Here is a 20,861-nt window from a genome sequence, read left to right as displayed (position 1 = left end):
GATTTATCGCCTCACCTTCTGATTGATAACCACTTGAATATTATTATAAGAGTTTAAATTTGGATAATTGCTTGTTATTCCAGAATCTTTACAAAGATGGTCGATTACAACTTTTAACCCATTTTGAACGGTATGCCAATCGTGTCCAGATCCTTTAGAAATCATGGTTATAACGCTTATTCCAGACTTATGAGCCGCTATAGCAATATTAGACTGATTTACTTGCGATTTAGGATCCCAAGCTCCAGCTATAGAGTAATAATTTTGTTTTAAAGGAGCATTTTTTCTCATTATGTTTGCTGGAATATGCTTTTCGTATTTTTTGCGATCTCCATCAAAATAACGTTTTATTGTTTCATCGCGATTCTTGTATGTTGGCTCTAGTTCTCCGCCTGCAGAATACATGTTTCCAAATAGTTTAGGATAAGCTGGCACAATCTGAGTTGCGCAAGTTCCTCCTTGAGAAAATCCTCCCATTAGCCAAAGTGCTGGATTGTTGCTGGCTGGTAGATTTTTATGAATCCAATTAACAACATCTTTTGTCAAATAAGTTTGTGCTTTTCCATAAACCTTTGTATCCGCGCAAAGAGAATTGTGTGTTGCAGTACCGTTTTGATCTGGTGACACAACAATCGGAGCTAAACCATTATGATCCTTAGCATAAGCGTCTAAGGTGTTTACAATTTCGCTCGCAGCAAATAGCCTATTAGGGCTTCCTGGTTGACCAGAAAGAAGAACCATTACAGGCAGTTTTGGAGCGTATTTTGTTAAAGCTGCTGGTGGTAAGTAGACGTTTGCGGTGCGGGCACGGAAGTTAGATGTTGTTGCGGGAATTTTAACGGATCTACTTATTCCTTTGGATGGTATTTTTGGGAGCTTGTTTTGTGCTGCGAGTGAATTCCAATCAGCGATTTCCATAACCCCATTATGTTTATTATGCTCTTCAAGCTTTGGATAATTACCTAATCCAAATACTGATCCAATAGTTGTGTATTCGCCATAAATCATATTTACGCGAATCATTGTGGCTAAAATAAACAGAATAATTGAAAATATTGCGAAAGCTCTTCTATATCCTTTAGATATTATCGCAGCGCTTAAAGCAAATCCTACGGCTGCAAATCCTCCTGCAATAGAAAAAATCACGAGCCATCCTAGGCTTACTCCGAATACAAGAAAAACGTCTGAAATAAGCCAAGTTATAAATCCAAATATAATTGCGAATAATGATGCAGAACCTAATTGTGTTAAAAGAGATGGAAAATACTTTATTTTTTTAGATTTTGTTATTAAAAGGACAGCTAAGCATAATCCAGATATTGCGAATATACTTATAGGTAGTATGCCGTGCATTAGGTTAATTGTGGCAATAAACTTCATTTTTACTGTTCCTTAAAACCTCACTAGATTAGAGCTGTCAAAAAATATAGCCGTTGATAATATAATTCGTAATCCTTAAAATTTTCTATATTATGTCATCAATTATAATGATAAAAGATACAGAGTTTATTGCAATACGTCAAAAGTATGAATATACACAATTGTTTACTACAAGTTATGTTTATTTATGACGATGGCGATAATTAAAATGTATTTGTAACATAGATGCGTAAATGAGTTATGTATTAGTCATGTAATTAGAAGGGTGTGAAATTGCCATTAAGCAATTTTCTTACTATTTTTAAGCGTTTTAAGCTTGCGATTCCGCGATGGTTGTATGCGGTTCTGTTCGTTGTATTTGATGCAATAATGGTTATGATTGTGCAGCTTTCTGTTCAAAGGTCTGGACGAGTGGAAATGACCTCCTCGCTTTCGGCAAGCGCATGGAACATAATTTCAAAAATGTGGATTAGCTTAAATTTTGTATTCGTTTTGAATCTGCTTATAGTTGCTCTAATTTACGGAATTCTGTTGATGGTAATAAATCGTTTTTGGATTACTACACTTATTCTGATTACATTATCTGTAATAATTTCTGTAATCGAGTATATGAAGGTTAATGTTAGATACGAGACAATTCTTCCAGCGGACTTGAACTTTTTAAAGAGTAATACGGGGAATATCGCATCTTTTCTGCCGGATAATGCTATAGCCGTGATTGTCTGCTCCATAATTGCTGTACTTGTAGCTGTTATTGCTGCTATTTTTATGCATTTTGTAGATGTAAATCGCGGAAAAATCGTGTTTACTAAGGATTTTCGCATTTCTATTGTAATTAGAGTTGTTACATGCTTAGTGTGTTTTTTGGGTCTTGGATGGTATGTTTCTGGGGTTGGAACAGTTGGTTCTAGTGCTAACGGTTTTGCTAAGTTTATGGGCGATGCTCCTGCGATGTGGGATTCTGTTTATGATTCGCAAAGAAACGGTGCTTTAGTTGCTTTCTTAAGACAAGTGAATCCAAAAGTTATGGATAAACCAGCGGATTACAATGAATCCACTATGAAAGCTCTTCTAAAAAAATATGATACTGAAGCTAAGAAAATCAATGTTTCTCGCAAAAGCAAAATTTCAGACAATACTGTGGTTTATGTACTTTCGGAATCTTTCTCAAACCCAATGAGGGTTCCAGGATTGCAACTGAATAAGAATCCAATGCCATTTATAAGCTCTTTGAAAGAGAAAACAGATAGTGGTTTAATGCTTTCTTCTGGTTATGGTGGGGGAACAGCGAATCTCGAATATATGTCTCTTACGGGATTGAGCATGGTGAACTTCAATTCATCTCTTACAAGCCCGTATCAGCAGCTTGTTCCAAATTCTTCTTGGACTCCTACAATCAACAGATATTGGGGTAGTGAAGGAAATTCTGTAGCTTTTCATCCATATGAGCCAAGCATGTATTCTAGATCAATAAACTACAAGAAGTTCGGTTTTAGTAAGTTTTATGCTCTTGAAGGTCCTAATATTATTTCTCATAAAAAAATGTTGGATAAATCTCCTTATGTTTCAGATTCTTCAGCTTACGATAGCGCATTTGAGTCAATTTCTGCTAGTAAAAAGCCGCAGTTTGTGCAAGTAGTCACAATGCAAAATCATATGCCTTATAGAAATTGGTATAAGAATAATGATTTTGTTGCAAAAGCAAAAGATGGTTCACCTAATTTAGGACAATCGGAAACATCATCAATTGAAACATATGCTAAGGGTGTTAATTACACGGATCATGCTACGCAAAAGTTCTTAGAGAATCTTGATTCAATTGACAAGCCTGTTACTGTTGTGTTTTACGGCGATCATCTTCCTGGCGTATACAGTACGGCTAGTGCAGATCAAAATAATTCTCTAGATCTGCATTTAACTGACTACTTTATTTGGTCAAATAGAAAAGCTATTGAGACAAATAAGATTAAAAATATTCATAAAAATACTTATTCGTCTCCAAACTTCTTCATATCTCAAGTAGCATCTCATACTAATTCAAAGGTTTCGCCCTATATAGCTTTCCTTACTAGATTACACGATAAGGTTAGTGCTATGGAGCCTCCTGTAGTCAATAAGATTCAAGGTTGGGATAGGATTCCAGAAGGACAATCCATCTATCTGAATAATCATGGTAAGCCAATGATTGCTAATAGTATGAATAAAGAAACTAAGCAATTATTGCATGATTATCGCTTGATTCAGTACGACATTACAGCTGGGAAGCATTATCTTAAAAACACAAACTTTCTTGGTTTTTAAGATAATCAGATAGTCGGATCATCCTCTACAGGTCTAGTGCTTTTGACGCAATGTCATGCCTAAAGAACATGTGAGGAAGATTAAGCTTATCTAATATGCTGTAGACGTTGTTTTGAGCGTCTTTTACATCGTTTCCATGCACTTGCACAAGAGCTATTCTGCCTGAAGAAGTAAGAAGTTTTCCGCTTTCTTCATCGCTTTTTACTCCTGCATAATACACGTGCTGACCTTGATCTTCGTCAATAGGAATTTGAGGAAGAGGAGTTCCAGTAACTAAAGTGCCAGGGTAGCCTTCGCTTGCTAATACAACTCCAAGAGTTACGCCATTTTTAATCCAAGTAAATGTTGGTTCTTTGCCATGCAAAATGTTAAAAATAGCTTCACCAAAGTCGCTAGTAAGTCTTGGAAGAACAACTTCGGTTTCTGGGTCTCCAAAACGAGCATTAAACTCAATAACTTTAGGCCCTGAAGCTGTATCAATTAATCCAGCATAAAGTACACCGGTAAAAGGCGTGCCCTCTTTAGCTAGTCCTTCAACAGTTGGGCGCACAATCTCGTCAATAGCACGCTGAACTGTTTCGTCGCTAATTTGTGGAACAGGACTATAAGCTCCCATGCCGCCAGTATTTGGACCAGTGTCGCCGTCGTGAGCGCGTTTGTGGTCTTGAGAAATTGGCATAACCCAAAAATCAGTTCCGCTTACGAAACTCATAAGTGAAAACTCTTGACCTTGCAAAAATTCTTCAATAACAACTTTTGCTCCAGCTTGACCAAAACGATGATCGACGAAAATATCTTCCAAAGCATCAACTGCTGTTTGCTCATCCATAGCAACAGTAACGCCTTTTCCAGCAGCCAAACCGTCCGCTTTAATAACAATTGGAGCACCATGCTCAAGAACGTATGCGCGTGCAGGCTCCAAAGCGTCAAATGTTTTGTAGGAGGCAGTTGGAACGTTGTGACGAGCCATAAGCTTTTTTGCGAAATCTTTAGAGCCTTCAATTTGAGCTGCGGCTTTGTTTGGACCAAAAGCGGCAATTCCATGCGCTTCAAAATCGTCAACAATGCCATTCATAAGCGGAACTTCAGGACCAATGAACGCAAAATCGTAGTTATTGTCTTTAACGAACTTAATAAGAGCGTCATGATCTGATTGACTTATGTTTACAGTTTGAATTCCATCTGCTGCAATACCAGGATTTCCAGGAGCAACAGTTACTTCTTCAACGCTTTCTCCTTTAAGTAACGCGTGTGCAATAGCGTGTTCGCGAGCGCCAGAACCAACTACTAAAACTTTCATTTTTAATCCTTTATTGCTTTAAGATTTTGCTGTCTACTGTTTTGCGTTTTTTGCGGTTTACAACAACTCAACTGCAGCGTTTTCGCGCTTAGCCATTTTGCCAATAATATAAGCGGTTTCGTCATGCTCGTTTAGTATACGCATTGCCTCGTTTGCTTTGCTTTCATCAACTGACAAAACCATGCCAATTCCCATATTAAAAACGTTGAACATTTCAGCGTGAGTAACTTCTCCAGCTTTTTCAATAACGCCAAAAATAGGTGGAACGCTCCAGCTAGTGGTATCAATTTTTGCAGCCAAATCATCCGCATACATGCGAGGAACATTTTCAATAAATCCGCCGCCTGTAATATGAGCAACTCCCTTAATAAGATGCTCAGCAAAAAGTGGCTTCAAAGCTTTTACGTAGATTCGAGTAGGTTCAAGAAGAACTTCGCCAAGCGTTTTGCCGCCAAGCTCATCTAACTTGGTGTCAACGCTAAAACCTGCTTCTTCAAACAAAGCTTTGCGAACAAGAGAGAATCCATTTGAATGAACTCCTGAAGAAGGAAGTCCTATAAGCACGTCGCCTTCGCAAATAGCAGAGCCGTCAACAATATTCGAACGTTCTGCAACGCCTACTGCAAAACCTGCAAGATCGTACTCGTCTTCGTCATACATTCCAGGCATTTCAGCAGTTTCGCCGCCAATTAAACCTGCTTCTGATTGCACGCAACCATCTGCAACGCCTGAAACTACCTGCTCAAGTATTTCAGGATTGTTTTTCCCACACGCAATGTAATCGAGGAAGAAAAGAGGCTCGGCACCTTGAGCTGCAATATCGTTTACGCACATTGCAACGCAATCAATGCCAATAGTGTTATGCTTATTCATCATTTTTGCAATCACAAGCTTGGTTCCAACGCCATCCGTACCAGAAATCAGCACTGGCTCTTTGTAACCAAGAGATGCCAAATCAAATAAGCCGCCAAATCCGCCGATGCCACCTACAACGCCTGGGCGTTTCGTGCGATTCACATGCGATTTAATACGACGTACTACTTCGTATCCTGCTTCTACGCTTACGCCAGCCTCTTCATATGCGTGTGGCATATTGATTCCTTTCATAACTATGTTATAAGTATTTTCTTAAATTTTATTTATAAATTGCGGTAAACAATTAAAATATTAAGTTATATAAGATTTTCGTGTGAATATTTGCTGTGCTTTCTCACTTCTTGCAAATGTTCGCGTTCTTCAGGAGTAAGTGAAGCCAAGAATTCTTCGCCGTAATCGTCTAGTGCAGTAGGGTAGTCGCCATTAAAGTAAGCAACACACAAACCGCCATAAGGCGCTGGCTTTTTTAATCCAATCGACTCTACTAATCCATCTAAAGACAAAAATGCTAAGGAATCAGCATCAATATACTCGCGTATTTCTTCGACTGAATGTTTTGCTGCAATAAGTTCCTTTGTGGTTTGAATATCAATACCGTAGAAGCAAGGATATTTAAGAGGAGGAGAAGAAATACGCATATGTACCTCTTTAGCTCCAGCTTCTCGTAGCAATTGCACAATGCGCTTAGAGGTAGTTCCGCGAACAATTGAATCGTCAATAACGATAACGCGTTTTCCTGCAACTACGCCACGAACAGCAGAAAGTTTCATACGAACGCCTTGCTCGCGTAATTCTTGTGTTGGTTGAATAAAAGTGCGTGCAACATACTGGTTTTTAATCAATCCCATTTCATTTGGAATTCCGCTTGTTTCAGCGTATCCTGCAGCAGCAGAAAGTGAAGAATTAGGTACTCCAATAACCATGTCTGCGTCAACAGGAGATTCTTTAGCCAAACGCGCACCCATACGCTTTCGCACAGAATGAACATTAATACCGTAAATATTAGAATCTGGGCGAGCGAAATAAATAAATTCCATTGAGCATACTGCATGTTGTACGTGCTTTGTATATTGCTCAATAGTGTAGCCATCGTCATCAATAACAATTATTTCGCCAGGCTCAATATCGCGAATAAACTCTGCTCTAACAATATCTAATGCGCAAGTTTCGGATGCGAGTACATAAGCTCCATTGCTCATTCTTCCTAAAGAAAGAGGTCTAAAACCATTCGGGTCTGTTACGCCAATAAGCTCCTTTTCAGTTAGAAGCAAATAGGCAAAACCACCATGAACTATTTGCAAAGCATCTTTAAGCTTATCCATAAAAGAAGTTTTATTTGATCTTCTAATAAGATGCATTAACACTTCAGTATCCGAATTCGAGTGGAAGATTGCTCCCTCATCTTCAAGTTTATTCCTAAGAGTTGTGCAATTAGTAAGATTGCCATTATGTCCTAAAGCAACATCTCCATCATGGAAACAAAAAAGAAAAGGCTGAATGTTTTCAACACTTCCCGAACCAGCAGTAGCATAACGAACGTGCCCAATTGCGCTGTTTCCAGTAAGTTTCTTCATAATGTCTTCGTTTGCAAAAACCTGAGTTAAAAGACCTAGGTTTCTGTAACCTTTAAGATGACCATTATCGTTTGATACGATTCCAGCGCCTTCTTGACCTCGGTGTTGCAGTGCATGTAATCCAAAATATGTTAATCTAGCAGCATCTGAATGACCCCAAACGCCAAAAACGCCACATTCTTCATGAATGTCTTCGAGCTCTGCAGACATCAAACACCCCCTGTTGTTGTAGATTCTTAATCAAGATTTTCCTATAAACTTGCTACAAAAATCACATTATGCAGTGAAATATTCGACTCCAGCGCTAAAAATGTTTTGTGTTCTAAAATCTGGAATATTCACGTACAAACCGTTTCCGCTGCGTTCGCAATGTCCCATTTTTCCAAACACTCTGCCATCTGGGCTAGTGATTCCTTCTACAGCCATAAGTGAACCGTTCGGATTCACTTTAAGATTCATGCTTGGAACTCCATTGCTGTCAACGTATTGTGTTGCGATTTGGCCGTTTTGTATAAGAGTATCCATAACTTCTGGCAATGCTACGAATCGACCTTCTCCATGAGATATTGCAACACTATGAACATCGCCAACTTTGCAATTTGAAAGCCATGGAGAAAGATTAGAAGCAACGCGAGTTCTAACAATCTTGCTTTGATGCCTTCCAATAGTGTTAAACGTTAAAGTCGGGCATTCTGAATCCATTGGAACAATATCTCCAAACGGGACAAGCCCTAGTTTAATAAGAGCTTGGAAACCATTGCAAATACCAAGCATTAAGCCATCGCGATTATTGAGCAAATCGCGAACAGCGTCACTAACAGCAGGATTCCTAAAGAAAGATGCTATAAACTTGGCTGAACCGTCTGGTTCATCACCTCCAGAGAATCCGCCTGGAATCATAACAATTTGGCTTTTATTAATCTCATCAACAAGATCTTTTGCAGATTGAGCAATATCATCAGCGCTTAAATTATTGATTATAAGCGTTTTGCATTCTGCTCCAGCTTTTTCAAACGCTGCTTGAGTGTCGTATTCGCAATTGTTTCCAGGGAAAACTGGAATGATTACGCGTGGGTGACTAATCGGAGTTTTTCTATGAGAACGCATGTGGTTATGAGAATACTTCAGTTCACTAGAGTTTATAGCAGGAACTGAGTCTCCCTTCTCTCGATACGGGAATATATCTTCTAAAGTATTTTCCCAATCTTCTTGCAAACTAGCTAAATTAAGTTTCTCGTTTTCTACGCAAAACTCGAACTCATTACAAGTTTCGCCTACTACATCTACGCTTACAAGATCTGAATCTGCATACGTAAGTTCAGAATCATCTTTAAGTTCCACATAGAACGACCCATATGCTGGCTTAAACAAATCATTCTTGCTAATCGCATTATTAAGCTTTAACCCAATATGATTTCCCAAAGTCATCTTAAATAAGATTTCCGCACTAGCACCAAATCCAGGAGTGCTAACGGAAAGCGCATGTTTATTTGAGGTAAGATTTTCCACAATCCTAATCACCTCTAAGAAGCTTTGAGATTTAGGCGTGATTCCATCTTCCTTATATTTAGGCAATATTCTTAAAATTCTACTATTGGCTTTTTTGAATTCTGGCGAAACAACGTTTCTCGCGTCTCCTGTAGAAACAGCAAAAGAAATAAGTGTTGGTGGAACATCAAGATTTTCAAAGCTTCCGCTCATAGAATCTTTGCCGCCAATAGCGCCTACACCAAAGTCAATTTGTGCGCTTAAAGCTCCAAGAATAGCTGCCATTGGTTTTCCCCAACGTTCTGGAACATTATGAGGCTTTCCAAAATATTCTTGCAAACTTAAATAAGCATTTTCTATAGTAAAACCGCTGGCTGTGAGCTTTGCCAAAGATTCAACAACAGCTAAATAAGCTCCAGTAAATTGATTCTTTTCCATAATATATGGGTTAAAGCCCCATGACATTGCAGAAGCGGTGTTCGTTTCTCCAAAAACTGGCAATTTTGCAACCATTGCTTGTGCAGGAGTAAGCTGACGTCTGCCTCCAAAAGGCATAAGAACTGTTGCAGCTCCAATAGTGGAGTCGAACATTTCACTAAGACCTTTGTTTGAGCAAATATTTATGTTGGAAACAAGATTTTTCATGCGCTCGTCAAAAGATTTATTAGCGTATTCGCCACTTATATCTTGCCATTTCGAAGTATAGTTTTCGCCACTTTCAACGTGAATATTTTGCTCTTTTGGAGCTCCATTAGAAGCTAGGAATTCACGGCTTAGATCCACAATTGTTTTTCCTCGCCAAGTCATTTTCATTCGTGCTTCTTCTGTGACTATGGCTACAATTTGTGCTTCCAAATTTTCCTGACGTGCGTATGACAAAAATTCGTCGGCATCGCTTGCTGCAACATCAACAGCCATTCGTTCTTGAGATTCAGAAATCGCAAGCTCTGTGCCATCAAGACCTTCATATTTTTTAGAGACTTTATCTAAATCAATAATCAAGCCATCTGCAATTTCACCCGTTGCAACGCTTACGCCGCCAGCGCCAAAGTCGTTGCAACGCTTAATAAGTCTGCATGCATCTTTGCGGCGGAAAAGTCGTTGTAACTTGCGTTCAATAGGAGCATTTCCTTTTTGAACTTCTGCTCCGCATTCCTCAATGCTATCAGTGTCTTGCGCTTTAGAAGCACCAGTTGCTCCACCAATTCCGTCTCTTCCAGTTCGTCCACCTAGAAGAATAATAACGTCTCCTGGCTCAGGTGTTTCTCTTCGAACATGGTCTGCTGGGGTAGCGGCTACAACCGCACCCACTTCCATTCGTTTTGCAACGTATCCTGGGTGGTAAATCTCGTGTACTTCGCCTGTTGCAAGTCCAATTTGATTTCCGTAAGAAGAGTAGCCTGCAGCTGCCGACGTTACGATTTTTCTTTGAGGCAATTTTCCTTCAAGAGTTTGGGCTATTGGCGTTCTAGGATCTGCAGCACCAGTTACTCGCATTGCCTGATATACGTAAGATCTTCCCGAAAGAGGGTCGCGAATGCATCCGCCAATGCATGTTGCAGCACCACCAAAAGGCTCGATTTCTGTAGGATGATTATGTGTTTCGTTTTTAAACAAAAACAGCCAATCTTCATCGTGCCCGTTTACGTCAACTTTGATTTTTACTGTACAAGCGTTGATTTCTTCGGATTCGTCTAGATTTTTAAGAATCCCATTATGCTTCAAATACTTTGCACCAATAGTTGCCATATCCATAAGGCAAATCGGCTTATTTGTGCGATTAAGTTCTTCTCGCATTTCAAGATAACGATTGAATGCGGTTTGTACTTGCTTATCGTCTATTTTTATGTTTGTAAGATGCGTGCCAAAAGTTGTATGACGGCAATGATCAGACCAATATGTGTCTATTACTTTGATTTCTGTAATAGTTGGATTGCGATTTTCGTTTTTAAAATAGTTCTGGCAGAATTTTGCGTCTTCCAAGTCCATTGCAAGCGCGCGATCTTCTATGAACTTTTTTAAACCTTGTTCGTCTAAATCGTTGAATCCGTTGATAACTTCCACATTTGCTGGAATAACTGTTTCTGTTTGCAAAGTATTGACTTTATCTAAAGATGCTTCGCGCGCTTCAACTGGATTAATTATGTAGCGTTTAATTGCGTCCAAATCTTTTTTAGACAAATCACCTTTAAAAGCCAAGATTTGCGCGGTTCTTACCCTTGGTCGCTCTCCTTGGCTTATAAGCTGTATGCATTCACTTGCAGATTCTGCTCGCTGATCAAATTGTCCTGGAAGAAATTCCATAGCAAAAACATGTTCGCTTGTGCTTATGGGCAGATAATCATAGGTGTTATCGACTGGTGGTTCGCTAAAAACTGTTTTGATAGCAGTGTTGAATAGATCTTCTGATATTCCTTCAACATCATACCTGTTTATTATGCGCGTTGATTTTAAAGAATCTATTCCTAGAATTTCTTTAAGCTCGTGATTAAGATGCTGTGCCTTAACATCGAAACCAGATTGCTTTTCAACATAAACGCGAAATACCACGGTAAACCTGCCTTGTAATTGTACGTTTTGGCTATTTTGGTTGTTTTGTTTTTTCAGTTTTCTTTTTCAATTTTGTTTAGTTTTGCTTTAAGAACGCGCGTGGCTCGCACCTCGAAAGATGCGAGCCACATTAAAAATCATTCTTCAACATAATTATTTGGATTTATTTCGTCGAAGTTTACGCCTTCGCTTTGAGCAAGAGATTTAAGCCTTGAGAATATCTCCTCGTAGGCTGGAATTATATCTCCTAAATCTCGTCTGAATAAATCTTTATCTAAGTGGCTTACTTCAGAATTATTTGTATTGCGCTTATCCCAAAGTCTGCAAGTATCTGGCGTTATTTCGTCAGCAAGCAGAATGTTTCCCTTAGAGTCAACGCCTTCTTCAATCTTGAAGTCAACAAGCTGTACGTCAATCTTAGAGAAAACATCAAGCAATGCATTATTAACAGCATGAGCTTGGCGAGTAATTTCTGCCATCTCTTCATCGGTTGCTAATCCAAGAGCTACAACGCCTTCAGGATTAATAAATGGATCGCCAAGTTCGTCGGATTTAACGCAGAATTCCAATAATGGTTTCTTTAAAGGAGTGCCTTCTTTTACAGCATAACGTTTTGCAAAAGAACCAGCAGCAGTATTTCGCATTATTATTTCTAATGGGAACATTTTCATGCGTTTTACAAGTTGCTCAGTGCTAGAAATGCGCCCTAGGAAGTGGCTTTTCACGCCACGCGCCTCAAGAAGATGGAATAGTAAAGAAGTTATTTGATTGTTTAAGCTGCCTTTGCCAGCAATTTGAGCTTTTTTAAGACCGTTGCCAGCTGTTGCCTGATTCATGTATTCCACCCACAACACATTATTGTTATCAGTGGCATACAATTTCTTTGCTTTGCCCTCATACAACTTGTCAAGTTTTTCCATTGACGTGCCTCTCTTGTTGCATCTATGGCTGTAGGCGAAAACCAACATTGTTCGAAGGTTTATCCAACCTTGTCAGCACGTTCAGACTAACAATTGTTACCTACAATTTTTTTAGATTATTTTTTATTCTTTTAATGTCTTAAACCAGTAAAAACCTTGATTTTTCGATGTTTTAAGACGGTAGTTCTACAGTGTGTAATTCGCTAGCAATGCGTGTCGCGCAAGATTTTGCATCACGCACGCTGTTTGATACTGTCAAAATAACACCTAAGCGTCTTGAGCCGTGAACTTCTGGCTTTCCAAAGATGCGTATATCACATCTTGCGCAATCTTCAGTGTTTAATGATTTTGCTACATTCGCAAATCCAATTTTTCCATTACCTTCTACAACAAGTGCATGGCTTAAAGCGACTTCATTATTTTTTAAACAAAGAGCAGTGTGCTTTTGAGTAATAGGAACACCCAAAATCGCTAAAACATGCAGAGCAAACTCGCTGTAATACTGTGAAATCATTGTAACCATACCAGTATCGTGCGGACGAGGGGATAGTTCGTTGAAAAGTAAATCACCGTTTTTAAGAACAAAGAGTTCAACTCCATAAACGCCCCACCCAGTTTCTCCGTTTTCTCTTGCTATTTTAGATAGACCTTCAACGGCTCGTTTAGCAATATTTTGAGCGTTGATTCGAACGTTTTCTGGTATATTTGCTGGTTGCCATGATTGCCTGTAATCGCCATTTTTTTGAAATTGTGCAATGGGTTCGCATGTTGTTATTCCAGCGCTAGAGCTTACAGTTAGTACTGTTAGCTCGTAGTCTAATGGTGCTAAAGCTTCAACAATTACGCGAGATATGTCAGCGTTTTGTGCGTTCTGATTCTTATGCTTAGATCTTCTTCCATTTTGTGCTTCTACCCAAGCATTTTGTAGGTTTTCAGGATTTTTTACTATTGATTGACCGTGACCAGATGAGCTCATAATTGGTTTTACGACGCATGGATATCCTACGATTTTTGCTCCTTTTTCTAATTCTTCATAGTTAGAAGCAAATCGATATGGTGTTGTTGGCAATCCTAGTTTTTCGTGTGAAATTTTTCGCAAAGCTTCGCGGTCCATAGCAATTGCAGTAATATCAGAGCTTGGAACAACTTGAATTTTCTTACTCTTTACAACATTTTTTAGTATTTGAGTTGATATTGCTTCAATTTCAGGAATTATTATGTCTGGGTTTATATCGTTTATTAAGTCTTGCAACTCTTGAGAGTCGCTCATATCTATAACGCGATTTTCTTGAGCTACTTGCATTGCTGGAGCGTTCGCATAGCTATCTGCCGCGCATACTCTTATGCCAAGCCTGATAAGTTCTATAGCAATCTCTTTGCCAAGTTCTCCAGAGCCAAGAAGAAGAACTTTTGTTGTATGTAACTTTGAATCAAAAATACCAAAAATTCGCTCGTTTGTAACGCTTTCATTTAATTCATTATTTGAATCTGATTTTTGCGAAAAACTCATAACTATATTCTTACATTACGCAATGTCGAATTGTCGTGCGACGCGCCGAATGAAGATTGACTAGCATAAATTTAAAAAATCGTGTATAGTATTCCTCTGTTGTGCGATTCCCGAAGGGTTTCGCGCCATAATGGTGGCTATAGCTCAGTTGGTAGAGCATCTGATTGTGGTTCAGAAGGTCGCGCGTTCAAGCCGCGTTAGCCACCCCATTTTTTCGGCTGGTTTCAGCCGAATTTTTTTTTATGCTAGATTATTTTTTTACTTTGAGTATCATTCTTTTTGCAATTAGATTTTTTAATTTATCAGTACACGTTTATGCCCGTATATTAGTACACGTTGGGGTAGAATAATGTGGATTGCATAATTTGTTATGTTTCATAAATTTATGTTTAAGGAGCTTATATATGGCAGGTAGGGGCGGTAAGTCATCAAAGTCGTCATCAAATGTATCTTATGATGAACCTTTTTGGGAATCCGCGCTGCTTTTTGTTCCGCGACTTGTTGGTAAAGTAGTACGTTCGCTTTTTGGTGTGGGAGAATACGACGAAGCATACCGCAGAGATGGATTGTGCTTTGTAATGATTATTCTTGCAATTCTTTTCTGTGCATCGGAATGGTTTAGAGTTAGTGGTTTTATAGGCGTTGCTTTTCACTTCACAGCATCTGCAGTTTTTGGAGTTATGAGCATTGTTTTACCAGTTTGGTTATTTGCTGTAGCAATTAGACTAATGAGAAATAGTGGATCAAAATCAGGTAACCCACGTGTTATAGGTGGTTTTGTTCTTATTTTGTGGTCTATATGTTCTATTTTAGATATTTTATTTGCTAGTAAAAATCAACATTTTCACATAGAAGATTTGCAAAAATCTGGTGGATTATTAGGTTTTTCTCTTGGCTCTCCTTTAGCTTGGGGATTATCTAGGACTTTTGCTCTAGTAATTTTTGTTATTATCGCAATTTTTTCGCTTTTGATGATTCTAAAATTGCATGTTACAGATATAGCGCAGTTTATATTTTCTGCTTTTTCTAAAGATAGTAAAGATAGTAAAGACGATAATTCTGAGGAAGATTCATACGATAATGATTCTAAGGATGATGATAAAACACTTGAATTTGCTGATGGAGTGCCAACTCATGATGATTCTAACAAATCTGAAAAGTCTCGCAGGTCTTTGCATAATTCGTTAATTTCTAAATTATGGAATTCACTATTTGGAACTAAGAAAAAAGATAGTAATAATGAGCTTTTAGATGAGTATGCTGGAGATGATGCTTTTCTCTGTGCATCTTCAAAAGATGGCGGTAGCAATGACGAATCAAATAATGCTGATCGCACGAATAGTCATGATGGTGACTTTAGTAATCAATCGCAAGATTATGAAAATACGGTTGATAAATCACAGAATCGTGAGTCTCCTAGGTTTGTATCTTCAAGTGGCTCTCCTGCGAATTCTAATGCTTGGAAAACGTCTCCAGAATTATATATTGATGAATTCCCTAAGGCTCCTATAAGCTCCAGTGAGCAATATTCTTCTGATCCTTGGGGGAAGATGCCTGCTCAGCAATTAGATAAATATAGGTCATCGCAAGAAAATAATAGTGATAGCGGTGCTGGCAAAGATATATATGATTCAAATCATAGTGATTCTAATGTTCTTGAAGATGAGCCTTATATGCTGCCGGATTTGAACATACTTGTTCATGGAAAGCCTCATGCAACAAGAACACCAGCGAATGATCGTGTGATTCGAGCTTTAACTTCTACCTTTGAACAATTTGAGGTAGATGCGAAGGTTATTGGCTTCTTAAGAGGTCCTTCTGTAACTCAATATGAAGTTGAGTTAGGATCTGGAGTAAAAGTAGAGAAGGTAACGAATCTTCAAAAGAATATTGCGTATGCTGTAGCAAGTACTGATGTGCGTATTCTCTCTCCAATTCCAGGCAAGTCTGCAATTGGTATTGAGATTCCGAATGTAGATAGAGAGATTGTAAATCTGGGAGATGTTCTTAGGTCTGATAAAGCGCGCCAAGATCCAAACCCTATGCTTACAGGTGTTGGTAAGGATGTTGAGGGTCATTTCGTAACGGCAGCTCTCGATAAAATGCCGCATTTGCTTGTTGCAGGTGCTACAGGATCTGGTAAGTCGAGTTTTATTAACTCGATGCTCACTTCTATTATCATGCGAGCAACACCTGAACAGGTTCGTATGATTTTGGTAGATCCTAAGAGAGTAGAGCTTTCTGCATACGCTGGCATTCCGCATTTGCTCACACCGATTATTACGGATCCTAAGAAGGCTGCGCAGGCTCTCGAGTGGGTTGTTAAAGAGATGGATGCGCGCTACGACGACTTGCAATTCTTCGGCTTCCGCCATGTTAAAGATTTCAACAAGGCTGTGCGTGAAGGAAAAGTTCATGCTCCGGCTGGTTCTAATCGAAAAGTTGCTCCATACCCGTATTTGCTTGTGGTTGTAGACGAGATGGCTGATTTGATGATGGTTGCTAAGAACGATGTGGAAAGTTCTATTCAGCGTATTACTCAGCTTGCTCGAGCTGCAGGAGTGCATTTGGTTCTTGCTACTCAGCGCCCATCTGTTGACGTTGTAACAGGTTTGATTAAAGCAAATATTCCTTCTCGCTTGGCTTTTGCTACTTCATCTGCAACTGATTCCAGGGTTATTCTCGATACTGTTGGTGCAGAAACTTTGATTGGTCAAGGTGACGCTTTGTTCCTTCCAATGGGTGCTGCTAAGCCTCAGCGTGTGCAGGGCTCGTGGGTGAGTGAATCTGAAATCCGCAGAGCTGTGGAGTATGTTCGCACTCAGCGCAAGCCAAAGTATCGTGAAGATATTGAACAAATGGCTCAAAAAGCGGATGCTCAAGCTCAAAGCAAGCTTAAAACTAGCGATATTGGCGACGATATGGATGAGCTGCTTCAGGCTGCAGAGCTTGTAGTAGGCGCTCAGTTTGGATCCACTTCGATGCTTCAAAGAAAATTGCGTGTTGGCTTTTCTAAAGCTGGTAGGTTAATGGATTTGCTTGAGTCGCGTGGCGTTGTTGGTCCATCCGAAGGATCTAAGGCACGTGAGGTTCTTGTGCAACCTCAAGATTTGCCTAAAGTTTTAGCATTTATTCGCGGTGAAAGTGATTCTTTGTAAAAGTTGAATTAAGTTTTGCGTTTGCTATACCATATTTGTGTAGCTTTATGGAGGTATTTATAGATGTTGAAAAACAGTAAGTCTAAATTACTTGAAGGTTGGGATTATGCTCCTAATGTAGTGACATACATAAGGATTATTCTTTCCATTCTATTTATAATCTTATATTTGGTTGCAGGTCCTTGGGGTTATACTTCTACTGCGATACGTTGGTCAGTGTTTGTTTTGTTTGTAATTGCAGCTTCTACAGATAAATTAGATGGTTGGATGGCTAGAAAATACAATCAGGTAACTGAGCTTGGTAAATTACTAGATCCTATAGCAGATAAGCTTCTTATGCTTTCCGCGCTTATTATTGCGTCAGCTTTTGGAGAACTATATTGGTGGATTACTGCTTTGTTTGTTATTCGTGAAATTGGCATAACTATTTTACGATTCTATGTTATAAATAAGGGCGGTAAAGTGATTGCAGCATCTTCTGCTGGAAAGTTTAAGACACTTTCTCAGTCAATTGGTATTGCAATGCTTCTCGTTCCTATTGTTCCTATTTTCTGCGCAAATGATATTCCACTTTGGGTGATTTGCTATTACTCCATTGCTTACGGTTTGATTGGAATTGCAATAGGTTTTGCTACTTACTCTGGTATTCTTTATGTGAACGACGCTTTGAAGCATTGATATAGATATGTGTAGTGACTCTGTTAGTGTTTTAGCTAGTGAGATTCTTGATTTTTGCGATGCACATTCTTTGCATATCGCATGTGCTGAGTCTCTGACTGGGGGTCTTCTTTCAGATTCGTTTGTAAAGATTCCTGGCGCTTCTAGAGTTTTTCTTGGATCTGCTGTTACTTACGATATTCGTGAAAAATCTAAGATACTTGGTGTGGATTGCGATTTATTAAAATCGTGTGGTGCTGTAGATGCGCGAGTAGCAAAGCAAATGGCGTTTGGTGCAGCAAGATTATACAGTGGATCTGGTTGGTGTTATAAGCGTTTTGAGCAACAAAAAGATGTTGACAATCCTGATTTTCCTATTATTGGATTGTCAACTACTGGTGTTGCTGGACCTGGCTCTGATGCTGGTAAGCCAGCTGGGTTGGCGTATATTGGTGTTTTTGTTCCAACTGTTACAGATAAATCTTGCTATTCGCTTGACTCTGATGCGATTTTTTGCAAGTTTAATAGAATAAAAAATTGCGTTTTTGATTGTAAGTGTGGGAAAATTAGTAATTTCTCCTTGGAGAAATGTGATTTTTATTCTTGTGATTTAGGATTGTTGATTTCTGTTCAATTAGATATTTCTGGTAATCGTGAAGAAGTTCGAAACGGTGTCGTTTATGCGTTAATAAAAATTCTGCATTCCATAATTTTTGAAGATTGGATTTTTGATGCGCGAGCGTGAATTCTGGGAGCTTCTTGAAGAGGTATTTGGCAGGGAGTTTGGCAGGAGTATCGCAAAAGATCAGGAGCTGCAAAAACTTAATGGTATGAGTGCTCGTGAGGCGATTGATGCTGGAGTAGAGCCAAGAATTGTCTGGAATGTTTTATGTGATCACATGAATATTCCTGATAGTAAGAGGTGGGGTAAAGATCATAATGCTCCACCAATGCCTGCAAAATAGATATTTTCGTTGGAATTTCAAGTCAACACACTTGTCGAACAAATGTTCGTTTATGGTGTATAATGTCAATTGTTGGGCTTCTTGCAGCGTGATAAGTGCCTATTGTGTTATTGAGTAAAACCTTTAACCACATTGCTCTAAAACGCTTGCATAGTCATTATGTATTGTATTAACGTCAATCAATACATCGGCATGCGAAAGGAGTAGCAGATATGGCACAACAAGCAAAAAAAGGTGCAGTGGATCGTCTTATTGATGCCGACAAGGCAGATCCTCGTAGAAAAGCAGCGTTGGAAACAGCTCTTGCCAATGTTGAAAAACAATATGGTAAAGGTTCCGCAATGCGATTGGGTGATAAGCCACTACAAGACGTGGAGGTTATCCCTACTGGCTCAATAGCTCTAGATATGGCTCTAGGGATTGGTGGCGTTCCTCGTGGGCGTATTGTGGAAGTTTATGGTCCTGAATCTTCTGGTAAAACAACATTAGCTTTGCATATTGTTGCTAATGCTCAAAAGAATGGTGGTATTGCTGCATTTATTGATGCTGAGCATGCTTTAGATCCAGTTTATGCGCGTAAATTGGGTGTTGACACAGATTCTCTTATTGTTTCTCAGCCAGATAATGGTGAACAAGCATTAGAGATTGCCGACATGCTAATTCGTTCTGGTGCTTTAGATGTTATAGTAGTTGATTCTGTAGCAGCTCTTGTTCCAAAAGCGGAAATTGATGGAGATATGGGAGATAGCCATGTTGGTTTACAAGCGCGCTTAATGAGCCAAGCTTTAAGAAAAATGACTGGTGCATTGTCTCAAGCTGGAACGACAGCAATATTTATTAATCAGCTTCGTGAAAAAATTGGTGTATTCTTCGGTAATCCAGAAACAACTACTGGTGGTAAAGCTCTTAAATTCTATTCATCTGTTCGAATGGATATTAGACGAGTTTCTACTATCAAAAATGGTGAAGAGGCTGTTGGAAATCGTACTAAGGTAAAGATTGTAAAGAATAAAATGGCTCCGCCTTTTAAAACAGCAGAGTTTGATGTTCTTTACGGAGAAGGAATATCAACTGAAGGTTCTGTAATCGATATGGCTGTACAGTGCGATGTTATTAAAAAATCTGGTTCTTGGTTCACTTACGAAGGTGAACAACTTGGGCAAGGTAGGGAGAACGTTCGCCAATTCCTTAAAGATAATCCTGCTATTACAGAAGAGATTAGCGATAAAGTAAAAGTAGCGTTTGGGCTAATGAAGCCAGAAGATCAATTCGTTGAGGTAGAAGATGAAGATGACAATTCTCAGTCAGTATCATCTTCAAGTGCTGATAGTAAAACAAACACTTCAAAAGGCAGTGATGTCAAATAAAACTATATTAAATAAAATTATTAAAACAAAGTTGAGTTTAGCTGATTCACATCATATTGGCTGAGATTCAGTGAAAAGAATAGAAGATGATTAGTGTAGAGAGTTTTCTTCGCAATCATAAACCTGTTGATTCTTATTATTCTGCAGAAAATGAGTGTGAAAAAGCAGAAGAATCTGAAGTTAATGGTTGTGATTTAACAACAGTTGGCGTTAGTGATGCTTATGATACGTCATTTGATAGCTTAGATAATAATCATGAAGATTATTGTGAAGAAAACTCTTCTTACGCTTTTAAGAAGTATAATTCATTTAATAGTAGAAAAGCTGCTAAAAAAGTAGATGCCAAAAAAGCCTCTGATTTCGACGATTGTAGAGAATCTGCTTTACGAATGCTAGATTATTCAGCTAGATCTTCCGATGATTTAAAGAATAGGCTCATAAATAAGGGTTACAAAGAGAATATTGTTGAATCCGTAATAATTCGTTTGGAAGAATTACATTTGGTTGACGATGAACAATATGCTAGATCCGTTATACGCTCATGTGTATCTAGATTGTTGGGAGAACGTGCGACTCGCCTTGAGCTACAAAAAAAGGGCGTTTCTTCCACTGTGGTCTGTTCAACATTGCAAGAAGCTAGAGAAGACGGTGTTTTTGAAGAAGCTGCATGGGAATTAGGCAGAAAGTTATCGTTAAAACTTAAAAGCCTAGACGATAATGTAAAAAGACGTAGATTCTTTTCTGCAGGAGCTAGAAAAGGTCATGATTTAAACACACTAAACGAAGTATATTATGCTTTGTTTAAGTCTTAAACC

Annotated in this window: 14 protein-coding genes and 1 tRNA gene; 8 read left to right on the top strand and 7 right to left on the bottom strand. The window is 38.8% G+C overall.

Annotated elements, in window-relative coordinates; genetic code table 11:
• Nucleotides 1-3: 3 nt before the first annotated feature.
• Complete coding sequence (locus HXT19_RS03715) at nucleotides 4-1,380, bottom strand: alpha/beta hydrolase-fold protein (RefSeq protein WP_415698987.1); 1,377 nt, start codon at nucleotides 1,378-1,380, stop codon at nucleotides 4-6.
• A gap of 267 nt (nucleotides 1,381-1,647) precedes the next feature.
• On the opposite strand from HXT19_RS03715, the gene HXT19_RS03710 reads away from it, so the two are divergent.
• A complete protein-coding gene (locus HXT19_RS03710) occupies nucleotides 1,648-3,681 on the top strand; it encodes an LTA synthase family protein (protein WP_004117762.1) in 2,034 nt (677 codons plus the stop codon).
• A gap of 25 nt (nucleotides 3,682-3,706) precedes the next feature.
• Here the strand turns inward: HXT19_RS03710 and purD are convergent, their stop codons facing one another.
• The 6 genes from purD to purT form a co-directional block, all read right to left on the bottom strand.
• Nucleotides 3,707-4,981 (bottom strand): phosphoribosylamine--glycine ligase, encoded by a 1,275-nt coding sequence (gene purD / locus HXT19_RS03705; RefSeq protein ID WP_004113602.1) that lies wholly within the window; start codon nucleotides 4,979-4,981, stop codon nucleotides 3,707-3,709.
• Between the two features lie 57 nt (nucleotides 4,982-5,038).
• Nucleotides 5,039-6,073: a phosphoribosylformylglycinamidine cyclo-ligase gene (gene purM, locus HXT19_RS03700; RefSeq protein ID WP_004113603.1), complete on the bottom strand. Its 1,035-nt coding sequence runs from the start codon at nucleotides 6,071-6,073 to the stop codon at nucleotides 5,039-5,041.
• An 80-nt stretch (nucleotides 6,074-6,153) separates the two neighbouring features.
• Entirely contained in the window at nucleotides 6,154-7,641 is a 1,488-nt protein-coding gene (purF, locus tag HXT19_RS03695) for an amidophosphoribosyltransferase (RefSeq protein WP_410309648.1), read from the bottom strand.
• Between the two features lie 66 nt (nucleotides 7,642-7,707).
• Complete coding sequence (locus HXT19_RS03690; protein WP_422119624.1) at nucleotides 7,708-11,469, bottom strand: phosphoribosylformylglycinamidine synthase; 3,762 nt, start codon at nucleotides 11,467-11,469, stop codon at nucleotides 7,708-7,710.
• Nucleotides 11,470-11,606: 137 nt separating this feature from the next.
• Nucleotides 11,607-12,389, bottom strand: coding sequence for a phosphoribosylaminoimidazolesuccinocarboxamide synthase (gene purC / locus HXT19_RS03685; RefSeq protein ID WP_004113609.1), 783 nt, complete (start codon nucleotides 12,387-12,389; stop codon nucleotides 11,607-11,609).
• A gap of 172 nt (nucleotides 12,390-12,561) precedes the next feature.
• Nucleotides 12,562-13,899 (bottom strand): formate-dependent phosphoribosylglycinamide formyltransferase, encoded by a 1,338-nt coding sequence (purT, locus tag HXT19_RS03680; protein WP_020759741.1) that lies wholly within the window; start codon nucleotides 13,897-13,899, stop codon nucleotides 12,562-12,564.
• A gap of 133 nt (nucleotides 13,900-14,032) precedes the next feature.
• Between purT and HXT19_RS03675 the strand changes: the two genes are divergently transcribed.
• The 7 genes from HXT19_RS03675 (at nucleotide 14,033) to HXT19_RS03645 (ending at nucleotide 20,858) form a co-directional block, all read left to right on the top strand.
• Nucleotides 14,033-14,108: transfer RNA gene (locus tag HXT19_RS03675), tRNA-His, on the top strand.
• Between the two features lie 195 nt (nucleotides 14,109-14,303).
• The gene (locus tag HXT19_RS03670) at nucleotides 14,304-17,057 is read left to right on the top strand and encodes a DNA translocase FtsK (protein WP_415698986.1); all 2,754 of its coding nucleotides are present in this window, start codon (nucleotides 14,304-14,306) and stop codon (nucleotides 17,055-17,057) included.
• A 63-nt stretch (nucleotides 17,058-17,120) separates the two neighbouring features.
• Nucleotides 17,121-17,735: a CDP-diacylglycerol--glycerol-3-phosphate 3-phosphatidyltransferase gene (gene pgsA / locus HXT19_RS03665; protein ID WP_004113615.1), complete on the top strand. Its 615-nt coding sequence runs from the start codon at nucleotides 17,121-17,123 to the stop codon at nucleotides 17,733-17,735.
• A 7-nt stretch (nucleotides 17,736-17,742) separates the two neighbouring features.
• Complete coding sequence (locus HXT19_RS03660; protein WP_009994272.1) at nucleotides 17,743-18,459, top strand: CinA family protein; 717 nt, start codon at nucleotides 17,743-17,745, stop codon at nucleotides 18,457-18,459.
• Nucleotides 18,446-18,679, top strand: a complete 234-nt coding sequence (locus tag HXT19_RS03655; RefSeq protein WP_004113620.1) for a DUF3046 domain-containing protein — start codon at nucleotides 18,446-18,448, stop codon at nucleotides 18,677-18,679. The genes HXT19_RS03660 and HXT19_RS03655 overlap by 14 nt, the downstream gene beginning before the upstream one ends.
• 212 nt (nucleotides 18,680-18,891) lie before the next feature.
• Complete coding sequence (gene recA / locus HXT19_RS03650) at nucleotides 18,892-20,046, top strand: recombinase RecA (RefSeq protein WP_004113623.1); 1,155 nt, start codon at nucleotides 18,892-18,894, stop codon at nucleotides 20,044-20,046.
• An 86-nt stretch (nucleotides 20,047-20,132) separates the two neighbouring features.
• Nucleotides 20,133-20,858 (top strand): regulatory protein RecX, encoded by a 726-nt coding sequence (locus tag HXT19_RS03645; RefSeq protein WP_004115019.1) that lies wholly within the window; start codon nucleotides 20,133-20,135, stop codon nucleotides 20,856-20,858.
• Nucleotides 20,859-20,861 lie beyond the last annotated feature (3 nt).

The sequence above is a fragment of the Gardnerella sp. DNF00038 genome (genome assembly GCF_049262855.1).
Taxonomy (GTDB): Bacteria; Actinomycetota; Actinomycetes; order Actinomycetales; family Bifidobacteriaceae; genus Bifidobacterium; species Bifidobacterium vaginale.
The sequence above is the reverse complement of the archived record's forward strand: the minus strand, read 5'-3'. Positions and strand labels throughout refer to the sequence as shown.